Origin of the sequence: Microlunatus soli, assembly GCF_900105385.1 — a bacterium.
Lineage (GTDB): Bacteria > Actinomycetota > Actinomycetes > Propionibacteriales > Propionibacteriaceae > Microlunatus > Microlunatus soli.
In genome coordinates this window covers 5624564-5645998 of the sequence record NZ_LT629772.1, presented here as the reverse complement: position 1 = coordinate 5645998, position 21435 = coordinate 5624564, and the positions used below count along the sequence as shown (strand labels likewise).

Here is a 21435-nt window from a genome sequence, read left to right as displayed (position 1 = left end):
ATGACAGGATGTGCGACCGTGATGTCGGACCAGCATTCATGGGCGGCAGTTGTCGCGCTCAAGCCGTCGGCGGTGGCCAAGTCCCGGCTCGGTGTGCTGCCGACGCCGCTACGGCAACGGCTCGCCGCGCTGATGGCGTTGGACACCCTCGCCGCTGTGGCATCGGCCGGCATCCGGTTGGTCGTCGTCAGCGACGCCGCGACGATGCCGCAATCCCTTGCCCGGGCAGGAATCACGGCGACGGTGCTGCCCGAACCGTCCCCCGGCGGTCTCAACAACGCGCTGCGCGCAGGCGAGGGCTTCCTCCGTAGCCACGGTGTCCAGCGGGTGTTGGCCTGCGTCGGCGATCTTCCGGCGGTGACCGCGGAGTCGATCGGGACAGCGACCCGGCTGCTCGACTCCGCCGGCCGGGCCCGCGGATTCGTGCCGGATCACAGCGGCACCGGGACCACCCTGCTGATGGCCGACGGTGTCGACCTCGATCCGTTGTTCGGTGGCGAGTCCGCGGCGGCGCACGCCGATTCGGGTGCGGCGTTGATCACTGATCCGGCACTGGCGTCGCTCCGAGCAGACGTCGATGCTCCCGATGATCTCGACCCTGCGATCCGGCTCGGCGTCGGCACGCACACCGGATCGCTGATCAGCAACGGTCGGTTGGCCGACTACGCCGCGATCACCGTCGCCGGACCGCGCGACGCCGACGGCGGCTATCGGGTGATCAGTGACGCCGGCGTCAGCTCAGATCTGGCCGGCACGGTGATCGACCCGGTGGTCCGGCTGCTCCGCCCGGGCCAGCGACTGCACGCCGCAACCGACGACGGGGTGATCATCAGCGCCTGGCCGTGACCCAGCGGTCCGGCAACTGCGAAGGCCCGGGCAGCAGGTTGCTGTCCGGGCCTTCCGCAGTGTGTTCAGTTGTTGATCTTCGGCTCAGCGACGTGCGGTCTTCTTCGCCGTTGCCTTCTTGGCGGGTGCCTTCTTGGCGGTCGCCTTCTTGGCCGCGGTCTTCGCCGGGGCCTTCTTGGCCACCGTCTTGCGTGCCGGCGCCTTCGTTGCCGGTGCCTTCTTGGCCACCGTCTTGCGTGCCGGTGCCTTCTTGGCAGCGGTCTTGGCCGGTGCGGCCTTCTTGGCCGGCGCCTTCTTGGCGGCGGTCTTGGTCGCGGCAGCCTTCGCCGGTGCAGCCTTCTTGGCCGGCGCCTTCTTGGCGGCGGTCTTGGTCGCGGCAGCCTTCGCCGGTGCGGCCTTCTTGGCCGGTGCGGCAGCAGCCTTCTTGGTCGCCCGCGGCGGCTTCTTCTCACCCGAGACGTAGGCCTTCAGCTCCGAGCCTGCACGGAACTTCGGCACCGCGGTGGCCTTGGCCCGCTTGCGCTCACCGGTACGCGGGTTGCGGACCATCCGGGACGGCCGCTTGATCTTCTCGAAGACGCCGAAGCCGGTGATCGACACCTTTTCACCACGGGCCGTCGAGTACGTGATCGTGTCCACGACCGCGTTCAATGCCTTGGCCGCCTGGGCCTTGCTTCCGTCGAACTCGACGGCAAGCGCCTCGATTAACTCAGCCTTGTTCACAGCTTCCCTTCTTCGAACCAGCTTCAACGTGCCCGCACCTTGCGGACGAGTCGGGCGAGCGAACTCACCCATCTGAGGGCTAACGCTAGAGAAGTGAAGGGGTTGAGACAAATACCGCAAGCCCCAAAACGCCGTGTCGTAAGGAATTTCAGGCGATTTTGGGGCTGAAACGGCGATATCGACCTGTTCAGCCGGCCGTTCGGGCCGGAACCGTGGCCGGCAGGAACGGCAGCCGGTTGCCTTCGTAGGCAGTGATTTCGGCCTCCTGACGCAACGTCAGACCGATGTTGTCCAGTCCCTCGAGCAGCCGCCACCGGGTGTAATCGTCGATCACGAAGGAGGTCGTGAAGCCGTCGCTGGCAGTGATCGTCTTGGCCTGGAGATCAACGGTGATCTCGGTCTCCGGGTGATTCTCGACGATCTTCCACAGCTGCTCGACGTCGTCCTGTCCGACCTTGGCCAGCAGCAGACCCGCGTTGCCGGAGTTGTTGGAGAAGATGTCGCCGAAGCGGGAGCCGATGATGACCTTGAACCCGTAGTCCTGCAGGGCCCAGACCGCGTGCTCCCGGGACGATCCGGTCCCGAAATCGGGGCCCGGGATCAGAATGCTGGCGAGCTTGTACTGCGGCAGATTCAGCACGAACTCCGGATCGTTACGCCAGGCGGCGAACAGCCCGTCCTCGAAGCCGGTCCGGGTGACCCGCTTCAGATACACGGCCGGGATGATCTGGTCGGTGTCGACGTTGCTGCGACGCAACGGCAGACCGGTGCCCGTGTGGCTGGTGAACTTTTCCATGATCAGGTCTCCTTGGTCAGCCGATGCGATCAGCCGTTGCGGACGGGCAGGTCAGCGGGCGCGGTCAGTTTGCCGGTGATCGCCGTCGCCGCCGCGACGACCGGCGACACCAGATGGGTACGGCCGCCCTTGCCCTGCCGGCCTTCGAAGTTGCGATTGGAGGTCGACGCGCTGCGTTCGCCCGGCGCCAGCTTGTCCGGGTTCATCGCCAGACACATCGAGCATCCGGCACCACGCCATTCGGCGCCGGCTTCCTTGAACACGACATCGAGGCCCTCGGACTCGGCCTGCAGTCGGACCCGGGCCGATCCCGGGACGACCAGCATCCGTACGGCATCGGAGATCGTGTGTCCCTTGATCACCTCTGCGGCGGCCCGCAGGTCCTCGATCCGGCCGTTGGTGCAGGACCCGAGGAAGATCGTGTCGACGGCGACCTCGCGCATCGGCGTACCGGCCTTGAGGTCCATGTACTCCAGCGCCTTCTGCGCCGCAACCCTGGACGACTCGTCGGTGAAGGTCTCCGGATCCGGCACCGAGCCGGACAACGGCACACCCTGACCCGGGTTCGTTCCCCAGGTGACGAACGGTGACAGGTCGGCGGCGTCAAGATCGACTTCCAGATCGAACGTGGCGTCTGCGTCGGTCCGCAACGACTTCCAGTATTCGACCGCGGCATCCCAGTCGGCACCCTGCGGCGCGTGCGGACGGCCCTTGAGGTATTCGAAGGTCGTCTCGTCCGGCGCGACCATGCCTGCCTTGGCGCCCCACTCGATGCTCATGTTGCAGATCGTCATCCGGCCCTCCATCGACAGCTTCTCGATGGCCGCACCGCGATACTCCGCGACATATCCCTGACCGCCGCCGGTACCGACCTTGGCGATCAGCGCCAGCACGATGTCCTTGGCGGTGACACCCTCGGGCAGTTCACCGTTGACGTTGACCGCCATCGTCTTCGGCTTGCGCTGGGCCAGGCTCTGGGTGGCCAGCACGTGCTCCACCTCGGAGGTGCCGATGCCGAAGGCCAATGCACCGAAGGCGCCATGGGTCGAGGTGTGTGAATCCCCACACACCACCGTCATCCCGGGCTGGGTCAGACCCAGCTGCGGACCGATGATGTGCACGATGCCCTGATCAAGATCGCCGAGCTTGTGGATCCGCAGACCGAACTCCTCGGCGTTCTTGCGCAGCGTCTCCACCTGGGTACGCGAAACCGGGTCGGCAATGGGTTTGTCGACGTCCACCGTGGGAATGTTGTGGTCCTCGGTGAGCAGGGTGAGGTCGGGGCGTCTGACCTTCCGCCCGGCTTGCCGGAGTCCGTCGAAGGCCTGCGGACTGGTCACCTCGTGGACCAGGTGCAGGTCGATGTAGAGCAATTCGGTGTTCTCGTCGGCGGCCACAACGTGGGCGTCCCACACCTTTTCACTCAGCGTCTTACCCATGTCCGGTTCTTCCTGTTGTGATGGTCGGACGGTCGACGCGGCGCGTCGACCCCGGTTCGGTGATGATCTTGACCAAAGATTTGCGGCCGATTCGCCGTCTCGGCTTGCATTCCAGCATTCGAGACGGCAATATCAAGCCATGGACAACTCTAGCGGTGTCGGCGTTCTGGACAAAGCGGCTCTCGTTCTGGGCGCCTTGGAGACCGGGCCGACGACCCTGGCGGGCCTGGTCGCGGCGACCGGGCTGGCCCGTCCGACGGCGCACCGGTTGGCCGTCGCGCTCGAGCACCATCGACTGGTCAGCCGTGACCTCCAGGGCCGCTTCGTGCTCGGCCCACGGCTCGGCGAGCTCGCCTCGGCGGCCGGCGAGGATCGCCTGCTGGCAACAGCCGGGCCGGTGCTCGCCCGGCTGCGCGACATCACCGGCGAGTCGGCCCAGCTGTTCCGCCGCCAGGGCGATTTCCGGATCTGCGTCGCAGCCGCCGAACGTCAATCGGGATTGCGTGACACCGTCCCGGTCGGCTCCCAGCTGACGATGACCGCCGGGTCGGCGGCACAAATACTGCTGGCCTGGGAAGAGCCGGAGCGGATGCAGCGCGGGCTGCGTGGCTCGCGCTACTCCGCGGTGGCACTGGCAGCGGTCCGTCGGCGCGGTTGGGCACACTCGGTCGGTGAGCGGGAGCCGGGTGTCGCCTCGGTGTCCGCGCCGGTCCGATCCCCATCCGGCAAGGTGATCGCGGCGGTCAGCGTCTCCGGACCGATCGAGCGGCTCTCCCGGCAACCGGGCCGCCTGCATGCACCCGCCGTGATCGCTGCGGCCGAACGGCTCAGCGAAGTACTGCGCCGGACCGGCACGGAGTGATCGGTCTTCGACCCGTCGGACCCGGTTTGCGACTGCCGTAATCGGCTGGCGTTCGCAACCTCCTGCTGCGACTCTGCCTGACGTGAACGACTCCGAATTCCTCGACGCGTTGTCCCGGCGACTGGCCGGTCTGCCGCAGGTGCTGGCGGTGGCGCTCGGTGGCTCCCGGACCCAGGGCACAGCCCGGCCGGACAGCGACTGGGACCTGGCGATCTACTACCGCGGCGATTTCGACCCGCGGCATCTCCGGGCGATCGGCTGGCCGGGTGAGGTGTCCGAGCTCGGCGGCTGGGGCGGCGGGATCTACAACGGCGGCGCCTGGTTGACCGTCGACGGTCGCGCCGTCGACGTGCACTATCGCGACCTGGACGAGGTCGACCGGATCTGGGACGAGGCCCGGGCGGGCCGTTTCTGGACCGAGCCGTTGCTGTTCCATGTTGCCGGGATCCCGAGCTACCTACTGCTGGCCGAGCTGGCCGCCAATCGGACGCTGGCGGGCGATCTGCCGCGCCCGGCGTATCCGCCCGCTCTGCAACAGCAGGCTCCCGATCAGTGGTGGTCCCGGGCCCGGATGATCTTCGACTACGCGGCCAAGAATCACGCTCCGCACGGTCGCGCGACGGCCTGCCTCGGCCTGCTCGCCGAAGCCGTGGCAGTGACCTCGCATGCGGTCCTCGCCGCCGAGGGCACCTGGATCACCAACGACAAACAGCTGCTCCGCACGGCGGGACTGGACGACATCGACACCCAGATGATCACTGCCCGCAGCGCCAGTGATCTGCCGGAACTCGTGCAGACGATCCGATCCCGTTGCCGTAGCCGGTTGCGGGAGACCGATGCCGAGCTATCCCAGCCCGATCAGGTGCCCTGATCGGTCAGCGGCCGGAGCCGGTCGTCCACAGCGGGATGATCACCTCGTCGACGATGCTGGTCAGCAACGCCTCGCTGATCGGTAGGCCACCGAACAGGAAGTGATTGCGGAGCATCGCCGGGCCGACCTCCAGCGCCCGTTCGGTGATCGTGGATCGGTCGATCTCGCCGCGCTGATCGGCCCGGTCGGCGATCTCGGCCATCATCGCCGTACTGGTGCTGGCTCCATGATCACGGAGCCAGCCGGAACGGTCCGCCGAGGCAACCGACTCGGCGACGACGACCCGGAGAGCGACACCGGTCGGCCCGTCCAGCTGTGTGGCAATGCTGCGCAGGATCGCCAGCAGGTCGCTGCGCAGGGCACCGGTGTCGGCGAGGTCTGCCGTCCCGGTCAGTCCGTCCCGGACCGCGGCCAACGCGAGCCGACGCTTGGTCGGCCAGCGCCGGTACACCGAGTTCTTGCTGGCACCGGCCCGGGCCGCGACGGCCTCCATTGTCAGCTCGTGATAGCCGGACCGTTGCAGTTCCTGCACCGCGGCGGCCAGGATCGCCTGCTCGAGCTCTGCACCGCGGCGCCGCTTGCTTGTTGGTTCAGCGGACCTGGCCATGATCACCGTCCACGGTCACCCGCTGTCCGTCGGTGAGTCGGCTGGTGCCGTTGCGGGTCCCCATCACTGCCGGGATCCCGTACTCCCGGGCGACGATCGCGGCATGCGACCCGGCGCCTCCGGTGTCGGCGACGACGGCGATGGCGCGCTGGAAGAGCGGCGTCCAGGACGGATTGGTGTTCGGGCAGACGAGCACCTCACCCGATCGCAGCGCACCGAAATCGTCCGGGCCACGGACGATCCGGACCGGTCCGGTGACCTGGCCCGCGCTCGCCGGAGATCCGACCAGCAACGCGTCGCCGACCGGCTCGGGAGCGATCACATTGACCAGCGGAGCCGCGCCGTAGCCGGCCCGGATCGCCTTCCGCTGTTCGACCGCCGCCCTGGTGGTGGCGACCTGCTCCGCGCCGGCATCCTCCGGGGCACCGAGCTGCCTGATCTCCTCCAGCCGCAGGTGCCAGACGTCACCGGCAGCCGCCAGCACGCCGGCGTCCGCCATCCGTTCGCCGATCTCGATCAGTGCCTGCCGCAACAGCGGCGCCGGGCGCATCAGTTCGAAGTGGGTGTCCTCGCGGACCACCACCCCGGCCCGGGCGGCTTCCACCGCGCGCCGGACCCGGTGTCGGGCGAACGCGCTGCGCAGCAAGGGATGGCCGAGCAGTCCCTGCACCGATGTCGTCGATCGATCGTGATCGACGCCGTCGGGCAGGTTCGACGCATGGTCCTCGGTCCGGGCCAGCATCATGATCAGGTCCAGGAGTCGATGCGGAGCGTCACCCCAGGTCGGCGAGCTCACCACCAGCAGGCTGTCGGTCTCCCGGGATCCGTAGTCGGCAAGGAAGTCCTCGAGCTCGGCAACGAACGGGCCGCAGGCCGAATCGTGCTGCACAGCGGTGTACAACTCGGCACCGGAGAGCTGCTCGGCATGGCGCATCAGGTCCGGCGTCGCTCGTGCGGCACCCGCAAGCTCGCTCAGCCGCCGGTTGATCACCGTCGTGATCGTCTGCGCCCCGGTCAGCAGATCGTCGAACTGGCGACGCCGGCCGAGAACGGCGCTGATCAACAGCAACCGCCCCATCCCTGCGCCGGCCGACGGCATGTAGTCCACCCGCAGGTCGGTGATCAGTTGTGCTGCGGCCAACGCGTCCTCGACCCGTTGGAGCAATCCCTGCCAGGAAAGGCCGGATGCCGGACGTCTCCCGAGGTCGTCGAGCTGACGTCGGAACCGCCGGTATCGCGGATCCTGACGCCAGGCATCGGCGTGATAGCGGCGGATCCGGCGCGCCAACGAGACCGGTGCCCGCAACGTTGCCGCGGTCGGATGCGGGTCGACCGGACGGAAGGAGGAGACCACGCCGTCGGTCTCGACGAAGGCGTCGGCCAGGTCGAGCCGGATGCCGATGCTGGCGGCCAGGTCGGCCAGCATCTTGGCCACCCCGCGCTGGGTCCAGGTGGTCAGGTCGAGCGGGTACGGCCGGATCGGCAGATAGTCCAGGACCACCTGATTGGTCCGGCGCTGCAACGGCGTCAGCTCGACCGGTTCGCTGGGCAGGCCGGTCATCGGTCGGGCCTGCAGCAGCCGCACGTCGCCGGCTCGTCCGCCCGATCCCGCGTCGACGGTGTGGTGGTCGGCGGATGCCGCCCGGACGATCGCCCACTCGATGTCCATCGGCCGCCGGTAGTGCGCCGCCACTCGCCCACCGAGTTCGGCCAGTCTGCGCAGCTCCGCCGGCAGCAACTCACCATCGGCTGCGGCGGTCGTCGCGGCGCCGACCACGGTGCCGCGCTCTCCGCTGCGGTGTTCCAGGACCGTGCCGTCGGTGCCGAGCCGGTAGTGGTCAGGGGTGACCAGACCGGAGACCACCGCCTCGCCGAGCCCGGGCGCCGCATCGATGATCACCCGGTCCCGCTCGCCGGACACCGGATCGGCGGTGAACATCACGCCGGCCACCGACGCCGGAGCCATCTGTTGGACGACGACCGCGATCGTCACATCGTCCGGCGCGATCCCCAGCCGGTCCCGATAGGCGATCGCCCGTTCGGTCCACAACGACGCCCAGCAACGCCGTACGGCGTCCAGCAGCGCCTCGTCGCCGTCGATGTCGAGGTAGGTGTCCTGCTGCCCGGCGAACGCAGCGCCGGGCAGGTCCTCGGCGGTGGCGCTGGATCGGACCGCGACCCGACCTCCGCCCGAGCTGCGGTAGGCGTCGACGATCTCCGTCCGCAGGTCGTCCGGGATCACCGCACCGGCCCAGGCGTTCTGCAGGCCGGCCGGCGATCCGGACGGCTGTGGTGTCAGCTCGGCAGCGGACTCGGCCAGCCGGCGGTACGCGTCGGTGGTGATCACGAAGCCGTCCGGCACCGGCATCCCGATCCCGATCAACTCCCCGAGATTGGCCGCCTTGCCCCCTGCGGTGGCCAGGTCCCCGGCACCGACGCTTCCTAACGGACGTATCGCGACTTCCGCTGCACGCTGGTTCATAAGATACGCAGCGTAGCTTATTCGCCGATCAGGTCTGGAGGCGGCGGCGGATGGCGGCGCTCAGCAGGTCCACTGCGATCACCAGGATGAGCACCATCAGGATGTAGCTGAGCAGTTGGTCGAAACGGAACAGTTGGATGGCCTGATTGATCAGGAAGCCGATGCCGCCGGCGCCGACCAGGCCGAGCACCACCGAGCTGCGGACGTTGACGTCGAAGCGATAGAGCAACAGCCCGATGAGCTGCGGCAGCACGGCCGGGAAGATCGCGTGCAGGGCGATCTGGGTCCGCCCGGCGCCGGCGATCCGCAACGCCTCGGCGGGTCCCTGGTCGACCGCCTCCATCGCCTCCGACCACAACTTGCCCATCACTCCGGTGTTGTGGAACATCAACGCCAGCACGCCGGGGAACGGACCGAGTCCGACCGCGGTGACGAAGATCAACGCGAACACGATGTCCGGCACCGCCCGCAGGAACGACAACAGGCCTCGAGCCACCTGGTAGACCACCGCGTTGCTGGTGGTCGCGCGCGAACCCAGGATCGCCAGCAGGAAGCTGAACGGGATCGAGAACGTCGTACCGAGCAGGCCGATCCACAGTGTCACCAGGCAGGCCTGCAGGCCGGGACCGACCACGGTCGGCCAGCTGATGTCGGGTGGCACCGCCTCGCCGATGAAGCGCGCCATCCCGGCCCAGCCCCGGACCAGGGTGTCCGGAGCGATCTCGGTCCCCCGCCAGGCGAGGACGTGCGCTGCGACCAGCACGGCGATGATCACGGCCGCCGAGGTGATCTGCTGCGGTCGCAGGGTCTGCGGAGGTACTGGCATCCGGTCCGGGCGGTGATCATCGACCGATCGGCGCAGGGCGAACCGGGAGCGGGGTACGGCGGAGGTCATGCCGGGATCCGTTTCTGATCATGGTGGGCAACACTGCGAGCGGCCGGCGCCAGGTACAGCCCGTCGACCTGTTCGGCACCGATGTCGGCACTGCGGCCGGCGAAGTCGATTCGCCCGTCGCGCAGCCCGACCAGCCGGTCGGCATGCCGGCGGGCCAGCTCCGGTTGGTGCAGCACGGCCGCGACGGCCAGTCCTTCGGTCCGGGCGAGGTCGACCATCAGCGCCATCACCTGCTCGGCCGCCGCGGGATCCAGGGCCGACACGGGTTCGTCGGCGAGCAGCACGGCGGCGCGTTGACACAGCGCACGGGCCAGCGCGACCCGCTGCTGTTGACCACCGGACAGCGCGGCGACGCGATTATGGGCCCGGTCGGCAAGGCCGACCCGGTCCAGGCAGGCCATGGCCTCCTCGCGCAACGTGCGGGGGAAGGCCGCCCAGATGAAGGAACGACCGAGCGAGAGTCGGCCCAACCCTCCGGAACACACGTTCTGCAAGGCGGTCCGGCGGCGGACCAGATGGATCTGTTGGAAGACCATGGCGGTTCGCATCCGGGCATCGATCAGCGCTCGATCGGTCAACGCGGTCAGGTCTGCCCCCTCGAGCAGGATCCGGCCGCTGTCCGGGCGTTCGATCCCGACGATACATTTCAGCGCGGTCGACTTGCCCGAGCCGTTCGCGCCGAGCAGGGCGACGACCTCGCCGGGGGCGACGTCGAGATCGAAGTCCTGCAACACGATCCGACCGCCGAACTCCTTGCTCAGCCCCCGTACCGACAAACCTCGCATCGACAGCGCCGGCGCCAGCCCGTTCGCGGCCGAACCGGACTCGGGTACGGCGATCATTCCGCGTCCTTCTCGGTCAGCCCGAGGGTCTCGGCCAGCTCGAACAACGGCTGATAGGTCTGCTTGGTGACCGGGACCAGCGGACCGGGCTCGACATCGAGATAGGCACCGACCTTGGCGACGTCGGACTTCGGCAGGCTGGTCAGCGCGTTCTTGATCGACTTCTTCAGCTGCGGGTCAAGATCACCGGGAACGGTGATCGGATCGTTGGGGATCGGCTCCGAGGTCCAGATCCGGCGGAACTTGCTCTCGTCGAAGGTGCCCGCCTCGGCCGCCGTCGCCTGCTGCTGGGTGTTGATCTCGGCGGCGTCGACCTTGCCGTTCACCAAGGCCAGCATCGATTGCGGATGTCCTCCGGCGTAGTCGATCTTGACCGCGGACTCGGCGACGCCGGCCTGCTTGAGCGCGAACCGCGGCAACGCATCACCGGAGGTGGATCCGGTGCTGGACAGCGCCAATGATCTGCCCTTCAGGTCGGCGACCGTCTTGACCGGGCTGTCCTTGGGCACCCAGATGCCGGCCTTGTAGGTGCTGAGCTTGCCGCTGCCGTCGCCGAAGGAGACCAGCGGCTCGGCCTTGGCCCGATCCGAGGCGAACACGTAGCCCAGCGGACCGAACTGGCCGATCTCCAACTGGCCGTTCTGCATCGCCAGAACCTCGGCGGAGTAGTTCTCCACGATCTGCACCTTGACCGGGCAGTTCAGCTTCTTGGACAGCGCATCGCCGAGCACCGTGAACGCGGGTGTCAGTTTGGCCGGATCCTCGAACGGCTCGACTCCGAAGCGGATCTGGCCGTTCGGGCAGGTGGCGGACTCTTCCCCGTCGGCCGCCGACGTGGCATCGGCGCCGCAACCCGACACGGCGACGGCCAGGATCGGGACCACCGCCACCAGTCCGGCGACGGCGGTACGGAGTCTTGTTCGGAAACGGTCTGCAGACATCAGAGGGCCTTTCGGTGGATTCGTTCAGAGCAGGTCGTCGAGGACTGCGGAAGCCAGCCCGTGCGAGGTGGTCATGCCGATTCCGGAAGTGACCGAGACCACGCGGGTGTCGGCGCCCAGTTCCTTGATCAGGAAGTCGGTCTGATCGGAGTCGGCGTAGATCCCGCGCCAGCGCTGTCGGACGGTCAGCCCACCGACTCCCAACAGCCGGGCGGTCTCCCGCAGCACCAGGTCCGCAACGTCTTCGTCGTCGAACGGTTCGTGGGTGAGGGCGTATCGGTGGGTGTCGCCGATGATCAGATCACCGTTGTCGAGCTGGGTGAACATCAGATTCATCACGGCGTCGAGCAGCTCCGGCGCCTGCCGGCCAAAGGATTCCCGGACCGTCGGTGCGGCCGACGTCGCGGCCAGACCGGGATAGCGCAACATCGACAGTCCGGTCAGGACCGCGGGCACGACGCGAAGATCATCGGGAGCCGCCACCCGCAACATCTGCAGGGCACAACGACGCAGGCCGACCTCGTCGGCGATGTCGGGTAGCAGATGATCAACATCGTGGCCGACCGCGACGACGACCTTGCGGGCCGCAATCGGGCCGCGCGTCGTCCGGACCACCCCCTGTTCGAACGACGTCGCCGTGGTGCGTCGGCGGATCTCGACACCCTGGTCGACCAGCCAGCCGGCGATGGCGGCCACAGCGCGGCGGGGATCGGTCCGCAGGTCGAGAGGTAACTCCGCACCGCCGATGACGGCCGGATCATGGCCGGCCAGTCGTCTGCCGACGTCCGCCCTGCCGAGCAGCCGGACCTGATCGCTGCCGCGGCGCTCGGCGAACTCCTCCAGCACACCGAGCTCGGCCGCGCTGCGGGCCAGCACCAGCGTTCCGCATTCCAGGACCGGCACCGACGCCTTGGCCGCCAGCTCGAGCCATCGGGTACGGCCACCGATGGCGAGGTCGAGCGCCCGGCCGTCCTGCGGGGTGATGCAGATGTGGCCGAAGTTGCGTACCGAGGCGCCGACCGCGCGATCATCACGATCGATCACCAGCACCGACAGACCCCGCAGGTGGGCCTCGACGGCATGGGCAAGTCCGATCACTCCGGCGCCGACGACGAGCAGGTCGACCGGGCCGTCGGCCGACAGGGCTGGGGGCAGTTCGGTGGTCACGGGGCACCAGGCTGCCGGGCCGGTTGACCGATCAGCAACCCATCGGCGCCGTTGTTCATACAGCGTCACCGTCTGTTCACCAATGAGCTCATCACAATCTGATGTGACCGTGAATCGGTGATCAACTTGTATAGTCATCGGCCGTGACGGTCCCCCTCCATGCTCGCGTCGCGGACGTCCTGCGACGCCGGATCAGCGACGGCAAACTGGCCATCGGCTCGCCGATCCCGACCGAGGCGGATCTGGTCGAGGAGTTCGGGGCCTCCCGCGGCACGGTGCGGCAGGCGCTGTCAGCACTGCGCACCGAGGGGTTGATCTCCGGCAGCCAGGGCCGACCGCCGACGGTCCGTGCCCGACCGCTCGGGCAGCCGTTCGAGACCTTCCTGTCCTTCACCGCCTGGGCCCAGTTGTCGGGCCGCAAACCCGGGCAGCGGACGATCGAGATCGCCCGGCGAGCTCCGTCGACGCCAGCCGCCCTTGCTCTCGACCTCCCCGACGACGACCGCGCGGTCGACGTCGTACGGCTCCGGTTGCTGGACGGTCAGCCGACGATGCTGGAGCGCAGCACCTTCGTCGATCGGGTCGGGCGACTGCTGTTCGACACCGACACCGACGCCGGCTCGATCTATCAGTACCTGATCGGTCACGGTGTTGATCTTGGTCAGGCCGACCACACGATCGATGCGATCGGAGCCGATCCGCTGGACGCCGAACTGCTGGACGTCCCGGTCGGCACCCCGTTGCTGCGGGAACGCCGCACGGTGACCGGATCCGACGGCTCTCCCGTCGAGTACGCCGACGACCGTTATCGCCCCGACCGGGCCACCTTCACCATCAGCAATGCCGCCAGTCACGGACCGCACCCGGTCCGTCAGCTGGAATTCCGCCGACTCGAACTCCCAGGAGATCATGATCATGACTGACCACGACGACAGTCGGGGGAACGACAGCCGACGGTTCGACCTGGCAGCGCTGGACATGGCGGGCACCACGGTGCAGGAGCACGGCGCGGTGTACGCGTCACTGCGCGGGGCCGTCGAAGATCATCTCGGCCGCCCGATCCCGGATCAGGTGTTCGCCCGCTGGACCGGGACCAGCAAGAAGGAGGCGACCGCCGGGTTGCTCCGCGAATGCGGCGGATCGGCTCCCGATGATCTTGTCGAGACCGTGTACGGGGACTTCCATGGTCGGCTGCTGCGGCGCTACGCCGAAACGCCGCCGACTCCGCTGCCCGGCGTCGAGGGCGCTGTCGCGCGGCTGCGTGCTTCCGGCGTCGCCGTCGTGCTGCAGACCGGCTACTCCCGGGACATCGCCGAGTCGATCCTGAAGACGATGGGCTGGTCGGTCGGCGAGCAGCTGGACGGCTTGGTCACCAGTGACGAGGTGGCCGCCAGCCGGCCGGCGCCGTACCTGATCTTCCACGCCATGGAGCTGGCCGGTGTCACCGATGTCGATCGGGTCTGCGCGGTCGGCGACACCCCGAACGACCTCGGTGCGGGCACCAATGCCGGCGCCGGCCTGGTGGTCGGGGTGCTGACCGGAGCCCACGACGCGACCGCGCTGGGCCGACATCCGCACACCCATCTGTTGGCCGGGGTCGCCGACCTGCCGATCTTGCTCTGAGGCTCGCCGATCGAGGAGATGATCACCAGATGACGGTGTCGCTGCAGCAACTGCAGACCTTCCGGGCAGTCGTCCGTAATCAGTCGTTTTCCTTGGCTGCAAAGGAACTCTTCACCTCCCAGCCGCACGTCTCGAATCAGATCCGCAGCCTGGAGCAGCACTACCGGGTCGCGCTCTTCTCCCGGTCCAAGGGCAAGATCGACCTCACCGAAGCCGGCGCCGCGTTGTATGCCAAGGTGAATGTGATCGTCGAGGAGTTGCAGGATGCCGAACGGATCGTCGGGGACTTCCGCGGGCTGCGGCGCGGCAGCATCCGGATCGCCGCCACCTCCAGCTTCGGCAACCATCTGCTCCCTGGTGTGATCGCCGACTTCCAACAGCAGCGTCCCGACATCACGGTGCTGGCCCAGGTGGCCAACACCGACCGGGTCTGGGAGATGTTGGACAACGACGAGGCCGAACTGGCGATCACCACCGAGCAGCCACCGAAGACCCGACGACTGACCGCCGAACCGTTCGTCGCCGACGGTCTGGTGCTGGTGGCGCCGGTGGGCTGGGAACTGCCCGACCCGGTGACACCGGAGGTGTTCGCCGAACTGCCGCTGGTGTTGCGGGAGGAAGGATCCCTCACCCTGACCGTGCTGCGTCGACTGCTCGGTGATCATGAACCGACGGTCGCCGCGCAGCTCACCGGTACGGCGGCAGTCAACGAGGCGGTCGCGGCCGGAGTCGGGATCTCGCTGGTTCCGGAGAGCTCGGTCGACGCCTGGCAGCGGGCAGCCACCATCGCGGTCCACCGCTGGGCCGATCTCGAACTGCATCACGACTACGTGCTGGTGCACGCCTCCTCGCGTTTCCAGAGCGCGGCGACCAGTGCACTGCTCACCCATCTGCGGGCCTGGGCCGACGAGCGCCGACGCCGTGGCCCGTTCGACAGCTGACCTCTCACCGAGCAAGGAGACGATTCCTCGCGTGCACTTCCCCACCACCGGGTCCGGCAGCATCGTGCCTGCGTCGCCGGGACGACAGACCGCCCGGGTCGCAGTTTTCGATCATGGTCGGGTCCAGCTGCAGGACGTGGAGCTACCGCATCGCACCGCCGGCGAGATCGACGTCGCGATCAGCTCTGCGGCGATCTGCGGCTCCGATCTGCACACCGTCGCCGGACACCGTAGCGCCCCCGAGTTGGCCGCCCTCGGCCACGAGGGCGTCGGCGTGGTCACCGACCTCGACCCGGGCAGCACCGATGCCCGCGGGATGCCGCTGAAGGTCGGGGACCGGGTCGTGTTGTCGATGATCGCCTTCTGCGGTGCCTGCGACCGGTGCCGTGCCGGCTTGACGATGAAATGCCGTCGGCTGCAGAAGTACGGGCACGACTCGGTCCGACGTCCGCCGTACGCGACCGGGATGCTCGCCGACCGGGTACGACTGCTGCCGGGAGTACCCGTCGTCGCCCTGCCCGACGCCGGCGCCGACGACGAGATCCTGGTGTCTGCGGGCTGCGCGACCGCGACCGCGGCAGCCGTCGTCGGTGCGGCGGGTGCGCGGTCGGGCGAGCCCGTGCTGGTGTTCGGGGCCGGCGCGGTGGGCTTCTTCTGCGCGGCGATGCTGGCTACTGCCGGCTGTCGTCCGGTGGTGCGGGACCCCAACCCGGGTCGGCTGGCGCTGCTCGGACCGAGTGGTGCCCGACCCGACACCGGTGAGCACGATCTCTTCCCGGTGGTGATCGAGGCATCGGGCAATCCGGCGGCCTTCGTCGACGCACTTGCCGCGACCGCCGTCGGCGGCCACCTGGTGGCGGCCGGATCGGTCAGTCCCGGAGCGACGAGCCTGCGACTGGACCCGGCCGATCTGGTCACCCGCTCGATCCGGCTGACCGGTGTGCACAACTACCGGACAGCCGACTTCCTCACCGCTGTCGACTGGCTGCAGAGTCATGGCGCCGACGCCGGCGTGGCAGGTCTGATGTCGCCGGCGCATCCACTGTCCGACATCGACGACGCCTTCGAGGAGATGCGGTCCGGCGCGTTCGCCCGCGTCCTGGTCCGGCCTGAAGCCGGGTGAGGGCAGAAGCCCGTAGCGGTCGGCGTCGTCAGCCTAGGAGTGCGCTGAACAATTCGCTCTGCTGCGCGCCACGCTGCACGCACACGGGCGGCGCCGCGCTCGCTCGACCGGCCCGGGCCTTCGCTCCCGCGACGTGCCCGTGCACGCACATCGCGGTGCTCGCGACGAGCCAATTGTTCAGCGCACTCCTAGGGAGAGCTGCATCAGCAGGGTGTCGACCCAGCGGTCGTGCTTGTGGCCGACGCCGGTCAACCGTCCGACCTCGACGAACCCCCTGCGGGCATGGAGCGCCGGCGAGGCCGGATTGTCGGCGTCGGCGATCACCGCGACGAGTTCGCGGATACCGACGGCACGGGTCCGGACGATCAATTCGTCCAGCAGCCTGCCGCCGATACCGAGACCCCGTGACTCCGGCGCCAGGTAGATCGAGTCCTCGGCGGTCTGCCGATAGGCCGGGCGACTCCGATAGGGGCCCGCGTAGGCAAAGCCGACCACCTGATCGTCCAGCGTCGCAACCAGGAACGGCAGCCCTGATTCGGTGATCGCGGCGAAGCGCTGTCGCCATTCCTGCGCCGACGGCACCTCGATCTCGAACGTGATCACGGTGTCGGTGACGTAGGGCGCGTAGATCGCGGCGATCCGCTCGAGATCGTCCGTCGCTGCGGGGCGGATGAGCACCGCCCCCATCCCGTTTACGATAGTGGAATCGATCACTACTATAGAATACATGGATCTTCACCGGCTCGGCCAGTCAGTACAGCGTCTGCGCAACGAACGATCGTTGACCCTGCAGCAGTTGGCGGAGCTGTCCGCGGTGAGCGTGAGCATGCTGTCGGCGGTCGAGCGTGGTGACAAGGCCCCGACCGTGGTCGTGCTGGATCGGATCGCGACCGGCCTGGGGACGACGATGGGACGACTGCTGGAGGATCCCGACGATCGGATCATCATCCGCCGAGCCGACCAACAGGACGCCATCACCGAGCCCGGCGGCTGGCAGCGTACGGTGCTCACTCCGGTCGTGCCCGGCGTCAACTTCGAATGGATCCGATCGACACTGCCGGCCGGCTGCGAACCGACCGGCTATCCGGCGTACGCCCCCGGATCCCATGAGTTCATCTACGTCGAGTCCGGCCTGCTGACCCTGCAGATCGGCGACCGCGAGGTCGAACTGGCCGCCGGTGATTCGATCTACCTGGCCGGCGACCAGGACCTGGGCTACGCCAATCGCAGCAAGCGCGTCTGCAGCTACTACGTGGCCGCCCTGGTGATGCGCCCCCGAGCAGCCGGGCTGCGCTGGCGACCGGCGGAATGAAGCCACGCCCGTCTCCGCTTCACCGGACGACCGGGCAACTGCCAACCGGGCAAACTGGGCGAAAACGCAACCTGCCGCGACACCGATGATGCCGCGGCAGATACTCGATCCAGCTCGAAAGCTGGGGTACCAGGACTCGAACCTGAACTAACTGAACCAGAATCAGTCGGGCTGCCAATTACCCCATACCCCATGGGTTGTTGCCGGTGGGCAACGAGCAAGAACTCTACTGTAATCGGTCTCGCTACCCCAAACCGGCGCGCCCGGTCCCGGGACCGGGAACCGGACGCTGCGGGGTCAGCGCCGACGCGCTACGCCGAACAGGCCCCGGACGATCTCCCGCCCGGCGCTGCGAGCGACCTGCCGGAACAGCGTCGATCCGACCACCTGTTCGACCACGTTCTTCTCTTCGCGGGCCCGGCCGCGCGACTGCGAGCTCCTGGACTCCGAGCGGGGCTCGCGATCCTGCCGGGTCCGTCCCTCCCCCTGCTCGCCGCCGTCCGCACCGGCCTGTTCCCGCTCGTGGGTCGCGGCACCGTCGTCCAGCTTCTTGGCCAGCAGCTCGCGGGCCGACTCCCGGTCGATCGCCTCGCCGTACTTGCTCTGCAACGCCGATGCCTTGACCGCGGCCTCCAGCTGGTCTGCCGGGGCCGGTCCCATCAGCGACTGCGGCGCCAGCATCCGGGTCCAGGCGACCGGCGTCGGCGCACCGTCGGGGTCCATCACGGTGATCACGGACTCGCCGATGCCGAGGGTGGTGAGCAGCTCGCCGAGGTCGTAGTCGGACTTGGGGAAGGTCGCCACGGTCTGTTTCAGCGCCTTGGCGTCGTTCGGGGTGTGCGCGCGGAGCTGGTGCTGGACCCGGGATCCGAGCTGCGCGAGCACCTCGTCCGGCACGTCCTTCGGCGTTTGGGTCACGAAGAAGACACCGACGCCTTTGGAACGGATCAGCCGGACGGTCTGGGCGATCGACTCCAGGAACGCCTTCGACGCGTCGTTGAAGAGCAGATGCGCCTCGTCGAAGAAGAACACCAGCTTCGGCTTGTCGATGTCGCCGACCTCGGGCAGATCGGTGAACAGGTCGGCCAGCAGCCACATCAGGAAGGTGGAGAACAGTGCGGGCTTGCTGGCCAGGTCGGGCAACTCCAGCAGCGAGATGATGCCGTGCCCGGCGTCATCGACGCGCAACAGGTCGGCGCTGTCGAATTCGGGCTCCCCGAAGAACTCCTCGGCCCCTTGATCGGCGAACGCGATCAGGCTGCGCAGGATCACCCCCGCGGTCGCACTGGACAGCCCGCCGAGCTCCTTCAGCTCACCCTTGCCCTCGTCGCTGGTCAGATATTGCAGCACCGCGCGCAGGTCGGACAGGTCGAGCAACGCCAGACCCGCCTTGTCGGCGTAGTGGAAGACCAGCCCGAGGGAGGATTCCTGAGTTTCGTTCAACCCGAGCACCTTGGACAGCAGGACCGGGCCGAAGGACGAGACGGTCGCCCGCACCGGCACCCCCTTGCCCTTGCCGCCGAGCGCGTAGAACTCGGTCGTGAAGCCGGTCGGCTGCCAGTCCTGACCGAGTGCCTCGGTCCGTGCGGTCAGCTTCTCCGAGGTGGCACCGGGCGTCGAGATGCCCGACAGGTCACCCTTGATGTCGGCGGCGAACACCGGTACGCCACCGGCCGCGATCTGCTCGGCCATCAGCTGCAGGGTCTTGGTCTTGCCGGTGCCGGTGGCGCCACAGACCAGTCCGTGCCGGTTCAGCATCCCGAGCGGGATCCTGATCTTGGCCTCGGGAACGGGCTTCTTCTCCTGAACCAGGACGCCCAGCTCGATCGCTGCGGAGTCGAAGGAGTAGCCCTGCTTGATCGCCTCGGTGTTATCGGTCATGGGATGAGATTGGCACATCGGCGCCCGAACCGAACAGTGGGTCGGGGAAAGAAATGCCGATCATCGACGAATATCGATCGCCGAGAAATGCCGATCGCAGAACGGGTTGGGTGCGATCGCAAAGATCAAACCGTACGGTTCCGCAGTTTCAGCAACCGGGCAGCCAGATAGGCCAGCACCGCGAACAGCGCGAACCCGCCGACGTCGAACAGCGCATCCAGCCAGCCGATCGACGTCAGTGCGCGGGATTGTGCGATCGAACTGGTCAGGCCCGCCAGTCCGAAGGCGTAGACGTTGTTGATCACGTGCGCGCCGATGCCGGCCTCCAGGCCACCGGTCTTCATCACCAGGATGGCGGCCAGGATGCCGAACGCGAGCCGGTCCAGGAACAGCGGCGGATTCTGCAGGCCGTGAAACGCCGCGAACACCACCGACGACACCAGCACACCGAACCACGGATTCTTCACCATGCTGCCGAACGCCTGCAACAGGTAGCCGCGGAACAGATACTCCTCACCCGCCGCCTGCAGCGGCGAGGTGAGCAGGATGATGATCATGAAGACCCAGAAGTTCGGCTGTGGCTTGAGCTGGGCCGCCGGCCCGGCCAGCGTGGACAGCGCGAAGACCGCGGCCAGCGACACCGCCGCGATGCCGAGGCTGACGAAGAGATAGGACCAACGGATCCGCGGCCGGATCGACCCGAGCCATCGGGGGCGTACCTGGTGCACCACCATCATCGCGGCAAAGGTGATCGGGATCAGGCAGGCAATCCCCAGATTGGTGCCGAGCATCCCGGCCGGCAGCCGGAACGCCAGGGCGGCCTTCGAATAGTCGGCGTAGGACAGGGTCGGGGAGGTGATCGTCCAGGACAGCATCACCACCCCCTGACTGACCACCGAGACCAGCAGGAAGTACAGCGACAGCGCCACCGCGATGCCGATCAGTGCCCGTCCGATCGCCAGCCGCCGCGGCTCGCCTTCACGCCGCAGCAACTGCGGGTAGAGGACACCGCTCGGCGGCGGGATCTCGACGCCACCGAGGCTGCCGAAGCCGAACCCGGAGATCGCTCCGCCGGTCGCCGGCGGACGCGCCGGCCGTGACGTCGACCGTGATGTCGACCGTGATGTCGAGCCGGGGCTGGTGGACGACGGCCGGCCGGGACCGGACTGTTTCAGCGGCTTGGCGGGATTGCCGCGGCTGCGGCGACGTTTGGTGCTCACCGGGAGGCTCGTCTGCTGTTACTGCGCCGCGACCACAGGATTGCTCAGCTTGCCGATCCCGTCGATCTCGATGCTGACCTGCTGACCGGGGTTCATCGGTCCGACGCCGGCCGGGGTGCCGGTCAGGATCACATCGCCCGGCAGCAGCGTGGTGTAGCTGGTGATATAGACGACCAGATCGACGATCTTGTTCAGCATGTCCCGGGTCGGACCGTGCTGGCGGACCTCGTCGTCGACGGTGGTGGTGATCATCAGGTTCTCGGCCTCGTCGATACCCAGGTGGGTGACGATCCATGGCCCCAGCGGGCAGAACGTGTCCGATCCCTTGGCCCGGGCCCACTGCTTGTCCGGGCCCTGCAGATCGCGGGCGGTGACATCGTTGGCGATCGTGTAGCCGAAGATCACCTCCGGTACGCGTTCGGCCGGCACCTCCTTGCAGATCCGGCCGATCACGATCGCCAGCTCACCCTCATAGCTCAGCTGGTTGGTGTAGGTCGGATAGACGATCGCCTCGTCCGGCCCGATCACCGAGGTGTTCGGCTTCAGGAAGGTCATCGGCGTCTCGGGCACCTCGTTGCCGAGCTCGGCGGCGTGTTCGGCATAGTTTCGACCGACCGCGACGACCTTGCTGCGCGGGATCACCGGGGCCAGCAGCCGGACGTCGGACAGGTCGAACCGCTGACCGGTCAGCTGGACCTTGGTGGCCAGCGGATCACCGGTCACCGCGGAGACGGTGTCGGCGTGTTCGCCGCCATCGACGGCCAGCTCGACGATGCCGTACTGCGGGTCGGAGCCTGCTGAGAATCGGGCAATGCGCATGCCGCCGAGCCTAATGCGTCGGTTCCGACGGCAACGAGTTCCCCT

At 68.0% G+C, this 21435-nt stretch carries 21 protein-coding genes and 1 tRNA gene; 8 read left to right on the top strand and 14 right to left on the bottom strand.

Going from position 1 to position 21435, the window contains the following annotated elements; all coding sequences use genetic code 11:
• Positions 1-21: 21 nt before the first annotated feature.
• On the top strand, positions 22-846 hold the full coding sequence (gene cofC / locus BLU38_RS25890; RefSeq protein WP_157683715.1) for a 2-phospho-L-lactate guanylyltransferase: 825 nt from the start codon (positions 22-24) through the stop codon (positions 844-846).
• A gap of 84 nt (positions 847-930) precedes the next feature.
• Here the strand turns inward: cofC and BLU38_RS25885 are convergent, their stop codons facing one another.
• The 3 genes from BLU38_RS25885 to leuC form a co-directional block, all read right to left on the bottom strand.
• Entirely contained in the window at positions 931-1569 is a 639-nt protein-coding gene (locus BLU38_RS25885; protein ID WP_091528984.1) for an HU family DNA-binding protein, read from the bottom strand.
• 187 nt (positions 1570-1756) lie between these two features.
• On the bottom strand, positions 1757-2365 hold the full coding sequence (gene leuD, locus BLU38_RS25880) for a 3-isopropylmalate dehydratase small subunit (protein ID WP_091528982.1): 609 nt from the start codon (positions 2363-2365) through the stop codon (positions 1757-1759).
• Positions 2366-2394: 29 nt separating this feature from the next.
• The gene (leuC, locus tag BLU38_RS25875; RefSeq protein WP_091528980.1) at positions 2395-3804 is read right to left on the bottom strand and encodes a 3-isopropylmalate dehydratase large subunit; all 1410 of its coding nucleotides are present in this window, start codon (positions 3802-3804) and stop codon (positions 2395-2397) included.
• Positions 3805-3943: 139 nt separating this feature from the next.
• On the opposite strand from leuC, the gene BLU38_RS25870 reads away from it, so the two are divergent.
• The gene (locus BLU38_RS25870) at positions 3944-4666 is read left to right on the top strand and encodes an IclR family transcriptional regulator (RefSeq protein WP_091528977.1); all 723 of its coding nucleotides are present in this window, start codon (positions 3944-3946) and stop codon (positions 4664-4666) included.
• Positions 4667-4748: 82 nt separating this feature from the next.
• A complete protein-coding gene (locus BLU38_RS25865; RefSeq protein ID WP_091528975.1) occupies positions 4749-5537 on the top strand; it encodes a nucleotidyltransferase domain-containing protein in 789 nt (262 codons plus the stop codon).
• A 4-nt stretch (positions 5538-5541) separates the two neighbouring features.
• Here the strand turns inward: BLU38_RS25865 and BLU38_RS25860 are convergent, their stop codons facing one another.
• The 6 genes from BLU38_RS25860 to BLU38_RS25835 are packed head-to-tail and all read right to left on the bottom strand — an operon-like array spanning position 5542 to position 12471.
• Positions 5542-6144, bottom strand: coding sequence for a TetR/AcrR family transcriptional regulator (locus tag BLU38_RS25860; RefSeq protein ID WP_091528972.1), 603 nt, complete (start codon positions 6142-6144; stop codon positions 5542-5544).
• Positions 6128-8626, bottom strand: coding sequence for a PEP/pyruvate-binding domain-containing protein (locus BLU38_RS25855; RefSeq protein WP_091528969.1), 2499 nt, complete (start codon positions 8624-8626; stop codon positions 6128-6130). Before BLU38_RS25855 ends, BLU38_RS25860 begins: the two co-directional genes overlap by 17 nt.
• Positions 8627-8654: 28 nt before the next feature.
• Complete coding sequence (phnE, locus tag BLU38_RS25850) at positions 8655-9521, bottom strand: phosphonate ABC transporter, permease protein PhnE (RefSeq protein ID WP_172836224.1); 867 nt, start codon at positions 9519-9521, stop codon at positions 8655-8657.
• Positions 9518-10363 carry a phosphonate ABC transporter ATP-binding protein gene (locus BLU38_RS25845; RefSeq protein ID WP_231920041.1) on the bottom strand — a complete coding sequence of 282 codons (846 nt, stop codon included), beginning with the start codon at positions 10361-10363 and terminating at the stop codon, positions 9518-9520. Before BLU38_RS25845 ends, phnE begins: the two co-directional genes overlap by 4 nt.
• Positions 10360-11304 carry a phosphate/phosphite/phosphonate ABC transporter substrate-binding protein gene (locus BLU38_RS25840; protein ID WP_091528967.1) on the bottom strand — a complete coding sequence of 315 codons (945 nt, stop codon included), beginning with the start codon at positions 11302-11304 and terminating at the stop codon, positions 10360-10362. The genes BLU38_RS25845 and BLU38_RS25840 overlap by 4 nt, the downstream gene beginning before the upstream one ends.
• A 24-nt stretch (positions 11305-11328) precedes the next feature.
• On the bottom strand, positions 11329-12471 hold the full coding sequence (locus BLU38_RS25835; RefSeq protein WP_231920040.1) for a TIGR03364 family FAD-dependent oxidoreductase: 1143 nt from the start codon (positions 12469-12471) through the stop codon (positions 11329-11331).
• A 143-nt stretch (positions 12472-12614) separates the two neighbouring features.
• Here BLU38_RS25835 and BLU38_RS25830 point away from each other — a divergent pair, with 143 nt between their 5' ends.
• Genes BLU38_RS25830 through BLU38_RS25815 form a run of 4 tightly spaced genes read left to right on the top strand, consistent with a single transcriptional unit; the run spans position 12615 to position 16158 of the window.
• Positions 12615-13394, top strand: a complete 780-nt coding sequence (locus BLU38_RS25830; protein WP_091528963.1) for a GntR family transcriptional regulator — start codon at positions 12615-12617, stop codon at positions 13392-13394.
• Positions 13387-14094 carry a phosphonatase-like hydrolase gene (locus BLU38_RS25825; protein WP_091533156.1) on the top strand — a complete coding sequence of 236 codons (708 nt, stop codon included), beginning with the start codon at positions 13387-13389 and terminating at the stop codon, positions 14092-14094. Before BLU38_RS25830 ends, BLU38_RS25825 begins: the two co-directional genes overlap by 8 nt.
• Before the next feature lie 29 nt (positions 14095-14123).
• Positions 14124-15035, top strand: a complete 912-nt coding sequence (locus tag BLU38_RS25820; protein WP_091528960.1) for a LysR family transcriptional regulator — start codon at positions 14124-14126, stop codon at positions 15033-15035.
• Positions 15036-15066: 31 nt separating this feature from the next.
• Complete coding sequence (locus BLU38_RS25815; RefSeq protein WP_197679867.1) at positions 15067-16158, top strand: alcohol dehydrogenase catalytic domain-containing protein; 1092 nt, start codon at positions 15067-15069, stop codon at positions 16156-16158.
• Between the two features lie 177 nt (positions 16159-16335).
• On the opposite strand, the gene BLU38_RS25810 is transcribed toward BLU38_RS25815, so the two are convergent.
• Positions 16336-16845, bottom strand: a complete 510-nt coding sequence (locus BLU38_RS25810) for a GNAT family N-acetyltransferase (protein ID WP_091528957.1) — start codon at positions 16843-16845, stop codon at positions 16336-16338.
• 40 nt (positions 16846-16885) lie between these two features.
• On the opposite strand from BLU38_RS25810, the gene BLU38_RS25805 reads away from it, so the two are divergent.
• A complete protein-coding gene (locus BLU38_RS25805; RefSeq protein ID WP_091528954.1) occupies positions 16886-17470 on the top strand; it encodes a helix-turn-helix domain-containing protein in 585 nt (194 codons plus the stop codon).
• Between the two features lie 121 nt (positions 17471-17591).
• Here the strand turns inward: BLU38_RS25805 and BLU38_RS25800 are convergent.
• The 4 genes from BLU38_RS25800 to BLU38_RS25785 all read right to left on the bottom strand — a co-directional run bounded on the left by BLU38_RS25800 (position 17592) and on the right by BLU38_RS25785 (position 21390).
• A tRNA-Gln gene (locus BLU38_RS25800) sits at positions 17592-17663 on the bottom strand.
• Positions 17664-17767: 104 nt separating this feature from the next.
• A complete protein-coding gene (locus BLU38_RS25795) occupies positions 17768-19351 on the bottom strand; it encodes a helicase HerA-like domain-containing protein (protein WP_091528951.1) in 1584 nt (527 codons plus the stop codon).
• A gap of 125 nt (positions 19352-19476) precedes the next feature.
• Positions 19477-20571 (bottom strand): CPBP family intramembrane glutamic endopeptidase, encoded by a 1095-nt coding sequence (locus BLU38_RS25790; protein WP_091528949.1) that lies wholly within the window; start codon positions 20569-20571, stop codon positions 19477-19479.
• A gap of 18 nt (positions 20572-20589) precedes the next feature.
• A complete protein-coding gene (locus BLU38_RS25785) occupies positions 20590-21390 on the bottom strand; it encodes a fumarylacetoacetate hydrolase family protein (RefSeq protein ID WP_091528946.1) in 801 nt (266 codons plus the stop codon).
• Positions 21391-21435 lie beyond the last annotated feature (45 nt).

Bases quoted from the DNA above. Each gene is read 5' to 3' on its own strand.
- BLU38_RS25820 (WP_091528960.1), top strand. From the start codon at position 14,124: ATGACGGTGTCGCTGCAGCAACTGCAGACCTTCCGGGCAGTCGTCCGT.
- BLU38_RS25855 (WP_091528969.1), bottom strand. From the start codon at position 8,626: ATGAACCAGCGTGCAGCGGAAGTCGCGATACGTCCGTTAGGAAGCGTC.
- BLU38_RS25805 (WP_091528954.1), top strand. From the start codon at position 16,886: ATGGATCTTCACCGGCTCGGCCAGTCAGTACAGCGTCTGCGCAACGAA.
- phnE (WP_172836224.1), bottom strand. From the start codon at position 9,521: ATGACCTCCGCCGTACCCCGCTCCCGGTTCGCCCTGCGCCGATCGGTC.
- BLU38_RS25860 (WP_091528972.1), bottom strand. From the start codon at position 6,144: ATGGCCAGGTCCGCTGAACCAACAAGCAAGCGGCGCCGCGGTGCAGAG.
- leuD (WP_091528982.1), bottom strand. From the start codon at position 2,365: ATGGAAAAGTTCACCAGCCACACGGGCACCGGTCTGCCGTTGCGTCGC.
- BLU38_RS25870 (WP_091528977.1), top strand. From the start codon at position 3,944: ATGGACAACTCTAGCGGTGTCGGCGTTCTGGACAAAGCGGCTCTCGTT.
- BLU38_RS25825 (WP_091533156.1), top strand. From the start codon at position 13,387: ATGACTGACCACGACGACAGTCGGGGGAACGACAGCCGACGGTTCGAC.
- BLU38_RS25845 (WP_231920041.1), bottom strand. From the start codon at position 10,363: ATGATCGCCGTACCCGAGTCCGGTTCGGCCGCGAACGGGCTGGCGCCG.
- cofC (WP_157683715.1), top strand. From the start codon at position 22: ATGTCGGACCAGCATTCATGGGCGGCAGTTGTCGCGCTCAAGCCGTCG.
- BLU38_RS25840 (WP_091528967.1), bottom strand. From the start codon at position 11,304: ATGTCTGCAGACCGTTTCCGAACAAGACTCCGTACCGCCGTCGCCGGA.
- BLU38_RS25795 (WP_091528951.1), bottom strand. From the start codon at position 19,351: ATGACCGATAACACCGAGGCGATCAAGCAGGGCTACTCCTTCGACTCC.
- BLU38_RS25810 (WP_091528957.1), bottom strand. From the start codon at position 16,845: ATGGGGGCGGTGCTCATCCGCCCCGCAGCGACGGACGATCTCGAGCGG.
- leuC (WP_091528980.1), bottom strand. From the start codon at position 3,804: ATGGGTAAGACGCTGAGTGAAAAGGTGTGGGACGCCCACGTTGTGGCC.
- BLU38_RS25785 (WP_091528946.1), bottom strand. From the start codon at position 21,390: ATGCGCATTGCCCGATTCTCAGCAGGCTCCGACCCGCAGTACGGCATC.